Raw genomic sequence first — 17,715 nt, 5'->3', positions numbered from 1 at the left:
GAGGACGGATATGTCGGGCCCGGACGACCAGATCGTCAACGCGCTGCGCGCCTCCCTCAAGGAGAACGCTCGGCTCCAGCAGGAGAACGGCAGACTCGCGGCGGCCGCTGCCGAGCCCATCGCCATCGTCTCCATGGCCTGCCGGTACGCGGGGGGCATCCGCAGCCCCGAGGACCTGTGGCGGGTGGTGACCGACGGCACCGACGTCTACACCGCGTTCCCCGAGGACCGCGGCTGGGACCTGGAGGGGCTCTACCACCCCGACCCGGACAACCCCGGCACGACGTACGTCCGCGAAGGCGCCTTCCTGCACGAGGCCGCCGAGTTCGACGCCGCCTTCTTCGGCATCTCGCCGCGCGAGGCCCTCGCCATGGACCCGCAGCAGCGCCAGCTGCTCGAGGTGAGCTGGGAGACCCTGGAACGGGCCGGCATCGACCCGCACTCCGTGCGCGGCAGCGACATCGGCGTCTTCGCCGGCATCGTCCACCAGGACTACGCCCCCGACCTGAGCGGCCACGAGGGCTTCCTCAGCCTGGAACGCGCCCTGGGCACCGCGGGCGGTGTCGCCTCGGGCCGCGTCGCCTACACCCTCGGCCTGGAGGGACCGGCGGTCACCGTCGACACGATGTGTTCGTCCTCCCTCGTCGCGATCCACCTCGCCAGCCAGGCGCTGCGCCGCGGCGAGTGCTCCATGGCGCTCGCCGGCGGCTCCACCGTGATGGCCACCCCCGGCGGCTTCGTCGGCTTCGCCCGCCAGCGCGGCCTCGCCTTCGACGGCCGCTGCAAGTCCTACGCCGCCGCCGCCGACGGCTCCGGCTGGGCCGAGGGCGTCGGTGTCGTCCTGCTGGAGACGCTGTCGCAGGCCCGGGAGCGCGGCCACCGGGTCCTCGCCGTGGTCCGCGGCTCGGCCGTCAACCAGGACGGCGCCTCCAACGGCCTGACCGCCCCCAACGGCCCCTCCCAGCAGCGCGTCATCCGCAAGGCGCTGAGCGGCGCCGGACTGAGCACCTCCGACATCGACATGGTGGACGGGCACGGCACCGGCACCGTCCTCGGCGACCCCATCGAGGCCCAGGCGATCCTCGCCACCTACGGCCAGGACCGCCCTGCCGGACAGCCGCTGCGGCTGGGCTCCGTGAAGTCGGTCATCGGCCACACCCAGGCCGCCTCCGGCGTGGCCGGCGTCATCAACATGGTGCAGGCCCTGCGCCACGGCCTGATGCCGGCCAGCCGCCACATCGACGCCCCCACCCCGCAGGTCGACTGGTCGTCCGGCGCCGTGGAACTGCTCACCGAGGCCCGGCAGTGGCCCGAGACCGACCGGCCGCGCCGCGCCGGCGTCTCCGCGTTCGGCGCCAGCGGCACCAACGCCCACCTGATCCTGGAACAGGCCCCCGAGGAGGACGCGCCGCCCGCCGCCGAGACGCCGGCCGGCGCGGTGCCGCTGGTGGTGTCGGCGGCCTCCGCCGCGTCGCTCGCCGGCCAGGCCGGCCGCCTCGCCGCCTACCTGGACGACACGGACACCCCTCTCCCGGACATCGCGGGCACCCTCGCCACCCGGCGCGCCGTGCTCGGCGAACGCGCCGTCGTGGTCGCGGAGAGCCGCGAGGAGGCACTGGCCGCGCTGACCGCCCTCGCCCGTGACGAGCAGGCCCCCGCAACGGTCCGGGGCGCCGCCGGCGCCGCCGGGTCCGGCAAGACCGTCCTGGTCTTCCCCGGCCAGGGCACCCAGTGGATCGGCATGGGCCGCGAACTCCTCGACACCTCACCGGTGTTCGCCGAGCGGATCGAGGAGTGCGCCCGGGCCCTGGAACGCTGGGTGGACTGGGACCTGAAGGCCGTGCTGCGCGGCGACGCCGACGCCGGCCCGCTGACGCGTGTCGACGTGGTGCAGCCCGCCGGCTTCGCCGTCATGGTCGGCCTGGCGGCCGTGTGGGCGTCGGTGGGCGTCGTACCGGACGCGGTGGTCGGCCACTCGCAGGGCGAGATCGCCGCCGCCTGCGTCGCCGGCGCCCTCACGCTGGACGACGCCGCCCGCATCGTCGCCGTCCGCAGCCAGGTCATCCGCGGCCGGCTCGCCGGGCTGGGCGGCATGGCCTCCGTCGCGCTCACCGAGGACGACGTCACCGCCCGGCTGGAGCGGTGGGCCGGCCGGGTCGAGGTGGCCGCCGTCAACGGGCCGGCCTCCGTCGTGATCGCCGGTGACGCCGAGGCCCTCGACGAGGTCCTGGACACCCTGGAGGACCAGGGCGTGCGGGTCCGGCGCATCGCCGTGGACTACGCCTCGCACAGCCGGCACGTCCAGGCCGTGCAGGAGGCCCTCACCGAGGCCTTCGCGGACATCCGCGGCCAGGCCCCCGCCATCCCCTTCCTGTCCACCGTCACCGGCGAGTGGGTCCGTGACGCGGGCGTCCTGGACGGCGGCTACTGGTACCGCAACCTGCGCCGCCAGGTGCGTTTCGGCCCGGCCGTCGCCACCCTCCTCGCCGAGGGCCACACCGTGTTCGTCGAGTCCAGCGCCCACCCCGTCCTCGTCCAGCCGGTCACCGAGATCGCCGACGCCGCCGACGCCCTGGTCACCGGATCGCTGCGCCGTGACGACGGCGGCCTGCGCCGCCTGCTCACCTCCATGGCCGAGGTCTTCGCCGGCGGCGTGGCCGTCGACTGGAAGGGCATCCTGCCCGAGGCCGCCCGCACCGCCCACGTCGACCTGCCGACGTACGCCTTCGACCGCCGCCGCTACTGGATCCAGCTCACCCCCAACGGCGGTGACGCCGCCTCCCTCGGCGTGACCGGCACCGACCACCCGCTGCTCGGCGCGCTGGTGCCGCTGCCGCAGACCGACGGACTGGTCCTCACCTCCCGGCTGTCCCTGCGCACCCATCCCTGGCTGGCCGACCACGCCATGCAGGGCGTGGTCATCGTCCCGGGCACCGTCTACGTCGACCTCGCGGTGCGCGCCGGCGACGAGTTCGGCTGCGGCACCCTGGAGGAACTCGTCATCGAGGCGCCGCTGGTGCTGCCCCCGCAGGGCGGCGTCCGCGTCCAGGTCGCCGTCGGCGGCCCCACCGCGAACGGCGCGCGCACCGTCGACGTGTACTCGCTGCGCGAGGATGCCGGCGAGGACGGGCACGGCGAGTGGACCCGGCACGCCACCGGCCTGCTGTCCAGCGCGCCCGCCCGGTTCACCGCGCCCGCCGCGGACTTCACCGCCTGGCCGCCGCCCGGCGCGGAACCCGTCGCCATCGACGACTTCTACACCGCCCTCGTCGCCCGCGGCTACTCCTACGGCCCCGCCTTCCAGGGACTGCGCGGGGTGTGGCGGCGCGGCGAGGAGCTCTTCGCCGAGGCGGCCCTGCCGCAGGACCACCGCGAGGACGCCGACAAGTTCGCCATCCACCCGGCGCTCCTCGACGCGGCCCTGCACACCAACGCGTTCGCCAACCCCGACGACGATCGCAACGTCCTGCCGTTTGCCTGGAACGGCCTCGTCCTGCACGCCGAGGGCGCCTTGGCCCTGCGGGTGCGGGTCGCGCCCGCAGGCCCCGACGCCCTGTCCTTCCAGGCCGCCGACGAGACCGGCGACCTGGTGCTGACCATGGACTCCCTGGTGTCCCTGCCGGTCTCCGCCGAACAGCTCGGCGCCGCGGCCGGCGGCGACCAGGACGCCCTGTTCGCCGTCGACTGGGTGCCGCTGCCCGCCGCCGAGGGCGCCACCACCGCACCCACCTGGGTGCCGGTCGCCGACGCCGACGCCGTGCGCGCGCTCGCGGCCCGCGACAGCGTGCCCGCCGCGGCGGTCCTGGACGCCTACAGCGACGGCGCCGACGCCCAGACCCTGACCTGCCGCGTCCTGGACGTCCTCCAGGCCTGGCTGACCACACCCGGTCTCGAAGCCGCCCGCCTGGTGGTCGCCACCCGGGGAGCGGTGCCCGCGGGCGGCGACGCCACGGTCACCGACCCGGCCGGCGCGGCCGTGTGGGGACTCGTCCGCGCCGCCCAGGCCGAGAACCCCGACCGGGTCGTCCTCGCCGACCTCGACCCGGCCACGGCCGGCGGGGCCGGCCCCGCCCTCGCGCGGCTCCTCGCCACCGGCGAGCCGCAACTCGCCGTCCGCGGCACCGCCCTGTCGGCACCCCGCCTGGTCCGCGCGGACCAGACGGACACCACCGCCGGCACCGCCGGCCCCACCGGTGCGGCGGACACCGTCACCGACGCCGGGACCCCCGCCTTCGACCCCGACGGCACCGTCCTGATCACCGGCGGCACCGGCTCGCTCGGCGCGCTCGTCGCCCGGCACCTCGTCCAGCGGCACGGCGTACGCCGCCTGGTGCTGGCCGGCCGGCGCGGCCCCGACGCCACCGGCGCCGCCGCCCTGAAGGCCGACCTGACCGGCCTCGGCGCGGACGTGTTGGTCGTCGCCTGCGACGTCTCCGACCGGGACGCGGTCGCCGCGCTGCTGCGCGGCCTGCCGGCCGAGCACCCGCTGACCGGCCTGGTGCACCTCGCCGGCATCCTCGACGACGGCGTGATCAGCGCCCTCACCGAGGAGCGGATCGCCGGGGTCTTCGCCCCCAAGGCCACCGCCGTACGGCACCTGCACGAGCTGACCCGGGAACTCGCGCCCGCCCTGCGCTCGTTCGTGGTGTTCTCCTCCGCCGCCGCCCTCCTCGGCTCCGCCGGCCAGGGCAACTACGCGGCTGCCAACGCCTTCCTGGACGCCCTCATGGCCCACCGCCGCGCGGCCGGGCTGCCCGGCGTCTCCCTCGCCTGGGGCCTGTGGGAGCAGAGCGCCGGCCTGACCGCGCACCTCAGCGAGACCGACCAGGCCCGCATGAGCCGCGGCGGCGTCCTCGCGCTCACCGCGGACGAGGGCCTCGCCCTCCTCGACACCGGTCTGCACGCCGACCGGGCCCTGCTGGTCCCCATCAAGCTGGATCTGCGCGCGCTGCGCTCCGACGCGGCCTCCGGCTCCGCCGTACCGCACCTGCTGCGCGGCCTGGTCCGGGCCGGCCGGCGCTCCGCGCGGGCCGCCGCCGGTGACGGCAGCGCTCTCCTGCGCCGTCTCACCGGTCTCGGCGAGGCCGAGCAGGAGGCCGTCCTGCTGGGCGTCATCCAGGCCGAGGCCACCGCCGTCCTCGGCTTCAGCGGTCCCGAACTCGCCCAGGGCACACGCGGGTTCGGCGACATCGGCTTCGACTCGCTCACCGCGATCGAACTGCGCAACCGGCTGTCCGCCGCCACCGGCGTCAAGCTGCCCGCCACGCTCATCTTCGACTACCCCACCCCGGTGGCGCTCGCCCGCCATCTGCGCGAGGAACTCGGCGAGAGCACGGCCGGGGCCGCCGCCCCCACGGTCACCGCCACCGACCCCGACGAGCCCATCGCCATCGTCGGCATGGCCTGCCGGCTGCCGGGCGGCGTCACCGACCCGGCCGGCCTGTGGCGGCTGGTCCTCGACCGCCGCGAGGGCATGACGGGCTTCCCCGACGACCGCGGCTGGAACCTGGACGAGCTGTTCGACGCCGACCCCGACAAGGCCGGCACCTCCTACGTCCACAAGAGCGGGTTCCTCCAGGGCGCCGCCGAGTTCGACGCCGAGTTCTTCGGCATCTCCCCTCGTGAGGCGCTGGCCATGGACCCCCAGCAGCGGCTGCTGCTGGAGGCGACCTGGGAAGCTCTGGAGAACGCCGGCATCGACCCCGGCTCCACCCGCGGCGCCGACGTCGGCGTCTTCTCCGGCGTCTCCATCCACGACTACCTGGAGTCCCTCAGCAACATGCCCCCCGAACTGGAGGGCTACGTCACCACCGCGACCGCGGGCAGCGTCGCCTCGGGCCGGGTGTCGTACGCGTTCGGCTTCGAGGGGCCCGCGGTCACCGTCGACACGGCCTGTTCCTCCTCGCTCGTCGCCATGCACCTGGCGGCCCAGGCGCTGCGGCAGGGCGAGTGCTCGCTCGCGCTGGCCGGCGGGGTCGCCGTGATGGGCTCGCCGATCGGCGTGCTCGGCATGTCCCGCCAGCGCGGCCTCGCCGCGGACGGCCGGGTCAAGGCGTTCTCCGCGGGCGCCGACGGCACCGTCCTGTCCGAGGGCGTGGGCATCGTCGTCCTGGAACGCCTGTCAAAGGCCCGCCGCAACGGGCACCGGGTGCTGGCGGTGCTGCGCGGCAGCGCGGTCAACCAGGACGGCGCGTCCAACGGTCTCACCGCCCCTAACGGCCCCTCGCAGCAGCGCGTCATCCGAAGGGCGCTGGCCGCTGCCGGTCTGGCCGCCGCCGACGTGGACGCCGTGGAGGCGCACGGCACGGGCACCGCGCTCGGTGACCCGATCGAGGCGCAGGCCCTGCTCGCCACCTACGGCCGCGACCGCGAACAGCCCCTGTGGCTGGGCTCGTTGAAGTCCAACATCGGGCACACGCAGGCCGCCGCCGGCGTCGCCGGGGTCATCAAGATGGTCCAGGCGCTGCGCCACGGGGTCCTGCCGCCCACCCTCAACGTCACCGAGCCGACCCCGCAGGTCGACTGGTCGGCCGGAGCCGTCGAGCTGCTGACCGAGGCCCGGCAGTGGCCCGAGTCCGGCCGTCCGCGCCGGGCCGGCGTCTCCTCCTTCGGTATCAGCGGCACCAACGCCCACCTCATCCTGGAGCAGGCCCCCGAGGAGCCGGCCGCCGCGCCGGCTGCCCCGGCCGACGGCCCGGTGCCGCTGGTGGTGTCGGCGGCCTCCGAGGGCTCACTGGCCGCCCAGGCGGAACGACTGGCCGCGTACACCGCGGACACCGACGCACCGCTCGCGGACATCGCGAGCGCCCTCGTCACGCGCCGGGCCGCGCTGTCCGAGCGGGCCGTGGTGGTCGCGGAGAGCCGCGCGGAGGCGGTGGCCGCACTGGCCGCGCTGGCCCGGGACGAGTCGGCCGCCGGACTGGTGACCGGCGCTGCGGGCGCCGCGGGACGGACGGTCCTGGTCTTCCCCGGCCAGGGCTCGCAGTGGACCGGCATGGGCCGCGAACTGCTGGAGACGTCACCGGTGTTCGCCGAACGGATCGAGGAGTGCGCCCGCGCCCTGGAACCCTGGACCGACTGGGACCTGAAGGCGGTGCTGCGCGGCGAGGCCGACGCCGCTCTCGTCGCCCGCGTCGACGTCGTCCAGCCGGCGAGCTTCGCGGTGATGGTCGCCCTGGCGGCCGTGTGGGCGTCCGTGGGCGTCGTACCGGACGCGGTGGTCGGCCACTCGCAGGGCGAGATCGCCGCCGCGTGCGTCGCCGGTGCCCTGTCGCTGGAGGACGCGGCCCGCGTCGTCGCCGTACGCAGCCGGGTGATCGCCGGGGAACTCGCGGGCCGCGGCGGCATGGCCTCCGTGGCGCTGCCCGAGTCCGACGCCGCCGCCCGGATCGCCGCGTGGGAGGGCCGGGTAGAGGTCGCCGCCGTCAACAGCCCCTCGTCGGTGGTCATCGCCGGCGACGCCGAGGCCCTCGACGAGGCGCTGGCCGCGCTGGAGGCGGACGGCGTGCGCGTCCGGCGCGTCGCCGTGGACTACGCCTCCCACACCCGGCACGTCGAGGCCATCGAGCGCACCCTCGCCGAAGCGCTCGCCGAGGTCCGCGGGCAGGCGCCGCTGGTGCCGTTCTACTCCACGGTGACCGGCGAGTGGGTTCGTGAGGCGGGCGTCCTCGACGGCGGCTACTGGTACCGCAACCTGCGCCGCCAGGTCCGCTTCGGACCGGCGATCGCCGCCCTCATCGCCGAGGGCCACACCGTGTTCATCGAGTCCAGCGCCCACCCCGTCCTCGTCCAGCCGGTCAACGAGATCACCGACGACACCCGGGCCGACGCGGTCGCCACCGGCTCCCTGCGCCGCGAGGAGGGCGGCCTGCGCCGGCTGCTCACCTCGATGGCCGAGGTCTTCGTCAAGGGCGTCCCTGTCGACTGGACCGGCGTGCTGCCCGAGGGCACCGGCGCCGGACACGTCGACCTGCCGACGTACGCCTTCGAACACCGCTCCTACTGGCTGACGACCGCCCCGGCCACGGACGCCGCCTCGCTCGGCCAGGCTTCGGCCGACCACCCCCTGCTGGGCGCGGTCGTCCCGCTGCCCCAGTCGGACGGGCTGGTCCTCACCTCCCGCCTCTCCCTGCGCACCCACCCCTGGCTGGCCGACCACGTCGTCGGCGGCGCGGTCGTCGTCCCGGCCACGGCCCTGGTGGAACTGGCTCTGCGCGCCGGCGACGAGGCCGGCACCGCCACCCTGGACGAGCTGACGGTCGAGGCACCGCTGCTCCTGCCCGAGGACGGCGGCATACGCGTCCAGGTCGCCGTCGGCGGCCCCGACGAGACCGGCGCGCGGACCGTCGACGTCTACGCGGCCGGCGAGGACCCCGAGGCCGGCGCCTGGACCCGGCACGCCACCGGACGGCTCTCGCCCGCCCCGCTCACCACGCCGAGCGCGAGCGCCGACCTGACCCTGTGGCCGCCGACCGGCGCCCGCCCGGCCGGCACCGACGAGTTCTACGACGACCTGCTCCGCCTCGGCCACCCCTTCGGCCCCGCCTTCCGGGGCGTACGGACGCTGTGGCGGCGCGGCGACGAGGTCTTCGCCGAGGTCGCCCTGCCCGACGAACAGCGCACGGGCGCCGACCGGTTCGGCATCCACCCCGCGCTCCTGGACGCCTCCGTGCAGTCCGGGCTGCGGCACGCGGCCACGGCCGGTCAGGACGACGGCGGGCAGCGGCTGTGGCAGCCCGCCACCTGGCAGGGGCTGACCCTGCACGCCACCGGCGCGACCACGCTCCGCGTGCGCCTCGCCCCTGCCGGGGACGGGCGCCTGTCGCTGGAGGCCGCGGACGGCACGGGCGGCCTCGTCGTCACCCTGGACGCCCTGGGCTTCCTGCCGGTCGCCGCCGAGCAGCTGACCGCGGCCCCCGCCGACGGCGGCCACTCCTTGTACCGCGTCGACTGGACCGACCTGCCCGCCCCCGAGCTCGAGGGGCAGCAGGTACCGCAGTGGGTGCCGCTGTTCCACGCGGACGAGGTCGGCATCCTCGCCGGCGCGGCGACCGGCCCGCTGGTCGCCGTGGTCGAAGCCGCCGCCCCCGACGGCACCGCGGACGGCGCGCTGTCCCTCACCAACCGGATGCTGGCCATGCTCCAGGCGTGGTTCGCCGCACCCAGCCTGGAGGAGTCCCGGCTGGTGATCCTCACCCGGGGCGCCGTCCCGGCCGGCGGCGACACCGCGGTGACGGACCCGGCCGGGACGGCCGTCTGGGGCCTGGTCCGCGCGGCCCAGGCCGAGAACCCGGGCCGGATCGTCCTGATCGACACGGACACCGACCCCGACATCGCCTACGGCACCACTGTCGAACCGCTCCTCGCCACCGTCCTGGCCTCCGGGGAACCGCAGGTGGCGGTGCGCGGGGCGGCCCTGTCGGTGCCGCGCCTGGTGCGGGCCGAGCCGACGGCGGGCGCACCGGTGGGCGGTGACGGTGAGCCGGCCGTGGCGTTCCGTCCGCGGGGCACGGTCCTGGTCACGGGCGGTACCGGTTCGCTCGGCGCGCTGGTCGCCCGCCACCTGGTCGTACGGCACGGGGTACGGCACCTCGTGCTGGCCGGCCGGCGCGGTGGGGAGGCCGAGGGCGCGTCGGAGCTGGTGGCGGAACTGTCGGAGCTGGGCGCCGAGTCGGTGTCCCTGCGGGCCGCCGACGTGTCCGACCGTACGCAGGTGGCACGACTGCTGGACTCGATCCCGGCGGAGCACCCCCTGACGGGTGTCATCCACACGGCCGGTGTCCTGGACGACGGCGTGATCGGCGCCCTCACCCCGGAACGGATGGCGGGCGTCTTCGCCCCCAAGGCCGGTGCCGCCGCCCACCTGGACGAGCTGACCCGCACCCTGGACCTCACCACGTTCGCCGTCTACTCCTCCGGCGCCGGCCTGTTCGGCTCGGCCGGCCAGGGTAACTACGCCGCCGCCAACGCCTACCTCGACGGCCTGATGGCCCGCCGCCGCGCCGCCGGCCTGCCCGCGGTGTCCCTGGCCTGGGGTCTGTGGGAGCAGACCACCGGCCTGACCGCCCACCTCAGCGACACCGACCAGGCCCGTATGAGCCGCGGCGGTGTCCGCGCCCTGACCCCCGACGAGGGCCTCGCCCTCTTCGACGCGGCCCTGCACACGGGCGAGGCACTCCTCGTCCCCATCAAACTGGACCTGCGGGCCGCCCGCGCCGGCGCCGCCTCCGGCGGCGCCGTGCAGCCCCTGATGCGCGGCCTGATCCGCGTCACCCGGCAGGCCGCCCGGACGGCCGCCGCGGACCGCACCGGCGGCGGCCTGGCCGACCGGCTCGCCGGACTCGCCCCCGACGAGCAGGAAGCACTGCTCCTCGACGTCGTGCGCGGCCAGGTCGCGGCCGTCCTCGGCCACGCGGGCGCCGACCAGGTCAGGGCGGACAAGGCGTTCAAGGACGCCGGCTTCGACTCCCTCACCTCCGTCGAACTGCGCAACCGTGTCCGCGAGGCCACCGGCCTGACCCTGCCGACCACCGTCGTCTTCGACTACCCGACCCCGCTCGCCCTCGCCCGCCATCTGCACGGCCACTTCGGGCACGTCACCGCGGCACCCGCCGGCCCGGAACCGGCCGTCGCCGCGGCCGACCCCGGCGAGCCGATCGCCATCGTCGGCATGGCCTGCCGGCTGCCCGGCGGCGTCACCGGCCCCGAGGACCTCTGGCGGCTGGTGGCGGAGGGCCGGGACGCGATGACCGGCTTCCCGGCCGACCGCGGCTGGGACCTGGAGGGCCTGTTCGACTCCGACCCGGGACGCGTCGGCACCTCGTACGTCGACCAGGGCGGCTTCCTCCACGACGCCGGCCTGTTCGACGCGGGCTTCTTCGGTATCTCGCCGCGTGAGGCGCTGGCGATGGACCCGCAGCAGCGGCTGCTCCTGGAGACCTCGTGGGAGGCGCTGGAGCGGGCGGGCATCGACCCGACCTCCCTGAAGGGCACCGACGTGGGCGTGTTCTCCGGCGTGATGACCCAGGGCTACGGCTTCGGCGGGGAACTCCCGCCGGAGCTGGCCGGGTTCACCGCGACCGGCTCCGCGGGCAGCGTGGCCTCCGGCCGGGTGTCGTACGTCTTCGGCCTCGAGGGCCCCGCCGTCACCGTGGACACCGCGTGCTCCTCGTCGCTGGTCGCCCTGCACCTCGCCGCGCAGGCGCTGCGCAACGGGGAGTGCTCCATGGCCCTCGCCGGCGGGGCGACCGTCCTCGCCAATCCGTACACCTTCGTGGAGTTCTCCCGCCAGCAGGCCCTCTCGCCCGACGGCCGCTGCAAGGCCTTCGCGGACGGCGCGGACGGCACCGGCTGGGCCGAGGGCGCGGGTGTCGTCGTCCTGGAGCGGCTGTCGGAGGCGCGCCGCAAGGGCCACCGGGTCCTGGCGGTCGTACGCGGCAGCGCCGTCAACCAGGACGGCGCCTCCAACGGCCTCACGGCCCCCAACGGCCCCTCCCAGCAGCGGGTGATCCGCAGGGCGCTGGCGAACGCCGGTCTCTCGGTGTCCGAGGTGGACGCCGTCGAGGCGCACGGCACGGGCACGGTCCTCGGTGACCCGATCGAGGCGCAGGCCCTGCTCGCCACCTACGGGCAGGACCGCGACGAACCGCTGTGGATCGGATCGGTGAAGTCCAACCTCGGCCACGCCCAGGCCGCGGCCGGTGTCGCCGGCGTCATCAAGACCGTCGAGGCACTGCGGCACGCGGTGCTGCCCCCCACGCTCCACGTCGACCAGCCGTCGACCGAGGTCGACTGGTCGGCGGGCGCGGTGGAGATCCTCACCGAGGCCCGGCCCTGGCCGGACACCGGCCGCCCCCGCCGCGCCGGCGTCTCCGCCTTCGGCGTGAGCGGCACCAACGCCCACGTCATCCTGGAACAGGCACCCGAGGAGCAGCCGGCCGCGAAGCCGGTGGCCCCCGCCGGGGGTGTACTGCCGCTGGTGGTGTCGGCCCGCGGCGCCGACGCGCTGGCCGGACAGGCCGGACGGCTCACCGAGTTCCTCGGCGGCACCGACGCCCCGACGGCGGCCGTCGCCGGAGCACTCGTCTCCCGCCGGGCCGTGCTCCCCGAACGGGCCGTGATCGTCGCCGGCTCGCGCGAGGAGGCGGTGGCCGGGCTCGCGGCACTGGCGGCCGGCGAGTCGTCGCCGGTCGTGGTCACGGGCACCGAGAGCAGCGGTGGCACGGTGGTCGTGTTCCCCGGCCAGGGCTCCCAGCGCCTCGGCATGGGACGCGAGTTGCACGACCGGTACCCGGTGTTCGCCCGCGCCTTCGACGAGGCGTGCGCCGCGCTCGACGCACAGCTGGCCGGCTGGGCGGACCACCCCGTCAAGGACGTGGTGTTCGGCGAGGTCGGCAACGCCGGCGGCGGCCTGCTGGACCAGACGGTCTTCACCCAGGCCGGTCTGTTCGCGGTGGAGTCGGCGTTGTTCCGGCTGGTGGAGTCGTGGGGTGTGCGGCCGGACGTGGTGGCCGGGCACTCGATCGGCGAGGTCGTCGCCGCGCATGTCGCCGGGGTGCTGTCGCTGACGGACGCGGCGGCACTGGTCGCCGCCCGGGGCCGGCTGATGCAGGCCCTGGCACCGGTCGGCGCGATGGTCGCGGTAGGGGCGAGCGAGGCGGAGATCGCCGGTCACCTCGGCGCGGGCGTGGACCTGGCCGCGGTGAACGCGCCCGACTCGGTGGTGCTCTCCGGTGACGAGGAAGCCGTCACGGCCGTCGCCGAGAAGATGCGCGAACAGGGCCGCAGGGTCAAGCGGCTGACCGTCTCCCACGCCTTCCACTCGGCACTGATGGAGCCGATGCTGGCCGGGTTCGGCGAGGTGCTGTCGGGGCTGACCTGGAACGAGCCGGCCATCCCGGTGGTGTCGAACGTGACGGGAAGGCTGGCCGAGCCGGGGCAGTTGACCGACCCGGCCTACTGGGTCGACCACGTCCGCCGCCCGGTCCGCTTCGCCGACGGCATTGCCGCCTCGGGTGGGTCGGTCTTCCTGGAACTGGGCCCCGGTGGTGCCCTGACCGGCGCGATCGCGCAGTCGGCCGGCGACGACGCGGTCAGCGTGCCCGCGCTACGCGACGAGCGCGGCGAGGCCCAGACCCTCCTGCTGTCCGTAGCGGAGCTGTTCGTGCGCGGCACGAAGGTGGACTGGGCGGCCGTCCTCCCCGAGGGTGCCACCGAGGCCCGCGTGGACCTGCCGACGTACGCCTTCGACCACCGCCACTACTGGCTGCGGACGGCTCCCGCCACCGACGCGGTCGCCCTGGGCCAGGGCACGGCGGACCATCCCCTGCTGGGCGCGGTGGTGGAGGTCCCGGAGACCGGCGGGGTGCTGTTCACCTCCCGGCTCTCCCTGCGCACCCACCCCTGGCTGGCCGACCACGCCGTCGGGGGCGTGGTCCTGGTGCCCGGCACCGGCCTGGTCGAACTCGCCGTACGCGCCGGTGACGAGGTCGGCAGCGGAGTGCTGGACGAACTCGTCATCGAAGCGCCCCTGGTCGTTCCCGAGCAGGGCGGCGTCCGGGTCCAGGTCGCCGTCGGCGGACCCGGCGACAGCGGACTGCGGACCGTCGCCGTCTACTCGGCCCGGGAGAACACCACCGGCGAGATCGACACCGACGCCTGGACCCGGCACGCCACCGGCACCGTGACGGCGTCGGCGGGAGACACCCCCGCCTTCGACACCACCATCTGGCCGCCCGCCGGAGCCGAACCGGTCGACCTCGACATCACCGCCTTCTACGCGGGCCTGCTCAGCCACGGCTACGCCTACGGCCCGGCGTTCCAGGGGCTGCGCGCGGTGTGGCGGCGCGGCGAGGAGATCTTCGCCGAGGTCGCCCTGCCGGACGAGCGGCGCGACGAGGCGGCACGGTTCGGCCTCCACCCCGCCCTGCTCGACGCGGCCCTGCACACGGATGCCTTCGCCCAGCCGGACGACGGGCACAACGTCCTGCCGTTCTCGTGGACCGGACTGGAGCTGCACGCCGCCGGCGCCGCGTCCCTCCGGGTACGGATCACCCCCGGCGGAACGGACGTGCTGTCCCTCGTCGCGGCCGACGAGAACGGCGGTCTCGTCCTGACCGTCGACTCGGTGACCTTCCGCCCGGTGGACGTCGGACAGCTCGACGCCGCCGCGACGGCCGGCGAGGACCGCGACGCCCTGTTCACCGTGGCCTGGACCGACCTGCCCACCACAGCCAGGACGCCGGACACGGCTCCCGCTTGGACGCGGGTCACCACCGCCGCCGAGGTGACCGCGCTGAAGGGCGAGCTGTCCGAGGCCGCCGTCCTGGACCTCCGGGGCACCGGCGACGGCGACGAGGAGGCACTCACCCGGACCGCCGCCGCCCTGGAGGTCGTCCAGGCCTGGCTCGCCGACGAGGACGCCGAGGACGTGCGGCTGCTGGTGGTGACCCGGGGCGCGGTGCCCGCGGGCGGCGCCGCCACGGTGACCGACGCGGCCGGCGCGGCCGTCTGGGGCCTGGTCCGCGCGGCCCAGGCCGAGAACCCGGACCGCATCGTCCTGCTCGACCTGGACCCGGCCACCGACCCGGCCACCGACGACCCGTCCGACGACCTCCTCGCCACCGTCCTGGCCTCCGGGGAACCGCAGGTGGCGGTGCGCGGGGCGGCCCTGTCGGTGCCGCGCCTGGTGCGGGCCGAGCCGACGGCGGGCGCACCGGTGGGCGGTGACGGTGAGCCGGCCGTGGCGTTCCGTCCGCGGGGCACGGTCCTGGTCACGGGCGGTACCGGTTCGCTCGGCGCGCTGGTCGCCCGCCACCTGGTCGTACGGCACGGGGTACGGCACCTCGTGCTGGCCGGCCGGCGCGGTGGGGAGGCCGAGGGCGCGTCGGAGCTGGTGGCGGAACTGTCGGAGCTGGGCGCCGAGTCGGTGTCCCTGCGGGCCGCCGACGTGTCCGACCGTACGCAGGTGGCACGACTGCTGGACTCGATCCCGGCGGAGCACCCCCTGACGGGTGTCATCCACACGGCCGGTGTCCTCGACGACGGCGTGATCGGCGCCCTCACCCCCGAACGCCTGGCCCGGGTCTTCGCACCCAAGGTCAGCGCGGTACGGCACCTGGACGAACTGACCCGCCCCCTGGACCTGGCCGCGTTCGCCGTCTTCTCCTCCGCGTCCGGCCTGTTCGGCTCGGCCGGCCAGGGCAACTACGCCGCCGCCAACGCCTACCTCGACGCGGTCGCCCACCAGCGCCGCGCGAGCGGCCTGCCCGCCACCTCGCTCGCCTGGGGCCTGTGGGAACAGACCAGCGGCATGACCGCCCACCTGGGCGCCGCCGACCAGGCCCGCATGAGCCGGGGCGGTGTCCTGCCCATCGGTCCCGCCGAGGGCATGCGCCTCCTCGACGCGGCCCTGGGCACCGGCGAGGCGCTCCTGGTCCCCATCAAGCTCGACCTGCGGTCGCTGCGCGCCGACGCTGCGGCGGGCCGCACCGTACAGCCCCTGCTCCGCGGCCTGGTGCGCACCGGCCGCCAGGCGGTCCGCACCACCGCCGCGGACAGCGGCGGCCTCACCCGCCGGCTCGCCGGACTCGCCCAGGCGGAACAGGAGGCCCTGCTCCTGGACCTCGTCCGCGGCCAGGTCGCGACGGTCCTCGGCCACGCCGGGGCGGAGAACGTGGGACCCGAGACGGCGTTCAAGGACGCCGGGTTCGATTCGCTCACCTCCGTCGAACTGCGCAACCGGCTCCGCGAGTCCACCGGCCTCAAACTGGCCGCCACGGTCGTGTTCGACTACCCCAACCCGCTCGCTCTGGCCCGCCATCTGCACACGCAACTGGGCACCACCAGCGACGCCCTGTCGCTGGTGCACGAAAAGATCGAGGACATCGACTCGCTGATCGCCGGACTGCTGTCCGACGAGTCAAAGAAGGCGGACATCGTGCTCCGCCTCCAGGGTCTGGTCGCGAAGTGCAACGGAGTGGTCGAGGAGACAGAGGGTTCGGCCGTGGCGGAACAGCTGGAATCCGCCTCCGCCGATGAGGTCCTCGACTTCATCAACGACGAACTCGGAATCTCCTGACCGTCACGTTTTCGCGGACCGTCAAACCCCCCGGTGAGGAATGGAAGATGGCCACAGAGCAGGAACTCCTCAAGTACCTCAAGCGCGTCACGACCGAACTGCACGACCTGCGCCGGCAGGTCCGGCGGAACGCGGACGAGCCCGTCGCGATCGTCGGCATGGCCTGCCGGCTGCCCGGCGGTGTGACGACCCCGGAGGAGCTGTGGCGGCTGGTCGCCGAGGGCCGGGACGCCGTGTCCGACTTCCCCGCCGACCGCGGCTGGGACCTGGACACCCTGTTCGACGACGACCCCGACAAGGCGGGCACCTCCTACGCCCGCCAAGGCGGGTTCCTGCGCGACGCCGGCCTGTTCGACGCCGAGTTCTTCGGTGTCTCACCCCGTGAGGCACTGGCGATGGACCCGCAGCAGCGGCTGCTGCTCGAAACATCGTGGGAGGCGCTGGAACAGGCCGGGATCGATCCGCTCTCACTGAAGGGCGCGGACGTCGGCGTCTTCAACGGCATCATGGGCGTCGACTACTTCTTCGGCGGCAACCTCCCGCCGGAGCTGGAGGGTTACGCCGGCACCGGCGGCGCGGGCAGTGTCGCCTCCGGCCGCGTCTCCTACGTCTTCGGCTTCGAGGGCCCCGCGGTCACCGTGGACACCGCCTGCTCCTCGTCCCTGGTCGCCATCCACCTCGCGGCCCAGGCACTGCGGCGCGGCGAGTGCTCGATGGCCCTCGCCGGCGGCGCCAGCGTCATGGCCACCCCGCACACCTTCGTGGACTTCTCCCGCCAGCGGGGCCTCGCCGCCGACGGCCGCTGCAAGTCGTACGCCGACACCGCCGACGGCACGGGCTGGGCCGAGGGCGCGGGCGTGGTCGTACTGGAACGCCTCTCGGAAGCCCAGCGCAAGGGGCACCGGGTGCTGGCGGTGATCCGGGGCAGCGCGGTCAACCAGGACGGCGCCTCCAACGGCCTCACGGCCCCCAACGGCCCCTCCCAGCAGCGGGTCATCCGCAAGGCGCTCGCGAACGCGGGGCTGACCTCGGCGGACGTGGACGCGGTCGAGGGCCACGGCACGGGCACCGTCCTCGGCGACCCGATCGAGGCACAAGCACTCCTCGCCACCTACGGCCAAGGGCGCGAAAAGCCCCTGTGGCTGGGCTCGTTGAAGTCCAACCTGGGCCACACCCAGGCCGCCGCCGGAGTCGCCGGTGTGATCAAGACGGTGCAGGCCCTGCGCCACGGCATCCTGCCCGCCACCCTGCACGCGGACGAACCCAGCAGTCGCGTCGACTGGGACGCGGGCGCCGTCCGGCTCCTCCACCGCACCAGCCCCTGGCCCGAGATCGACCGGCCCCGCCGGGCGGCCGTGTCCGGGTTCGGTGTGAGCGGCACGAACGCGCACCTGATTCTTGAGCAGGCACCCGAGGAGGCATCGGAGGAGGGCGCCGCCGAACCGGTGCCGCTTCCGGCCGACGGTGTTCTGCCGGTGATCGTCTCCGCGCGGAGCACGAATTCTCTCGTCGGCCAGGCGGGTCGGTTGGCGGAGTTCGTCCGCCGGAGCGGCGCGCCGATGGCGTCTGTCGCCGGCGCCTTGGTCACGCAGCGCGCGGTCCTGGCCGAGCGGGCGGTCGTGGTCGCCGGTTCGCGT

The 17,715-nt window shown here is 75.3% G+C and carries 2 protein-coding genes; both read left to right on the top strand.

The features are described from left to right. The first annotated feature begins 10 nt into the window (after positions 1–10). Positions 11–16,078 carry an SDR family NAD(P)-dependent oxidoreductase gene (locus ACGFT1_RS26830; RefSeq protein WP_373911547.1) on the top strand — a complete coding sequence of 5,356 codons (16,068 nt, stop codon included), beginning with the start codon at positions 11–13 and terminating at the stop codon, positions 16,076–16,078. Then, on the top strand, positions 16,075–17,715 hold a 1,641-nt coding region (locus ACGFT1_RS26825; protein WP_373911662.1), incomplete at its 3' end, for a type I polyketide synthase. The genes ACGFT1_RS26830 and ACGFT1_RS26825, both read left to right, overlap by 4 nt.

The sequence above is a fragment of the Streptomyces sp. Y20 genome (genome assembly GCF_043195475.1).
Classification (GTDB): Bacteria; Actinomycetota; Actinomycetes; order Streptomycetales; family Streptomycetaceae; genus Streptomyces.
The sequence above is the reverse complement of the archived record's forward strand: the minus strand, read 5'-3'. Positions and strand labels throughout refer to the sequence as shown.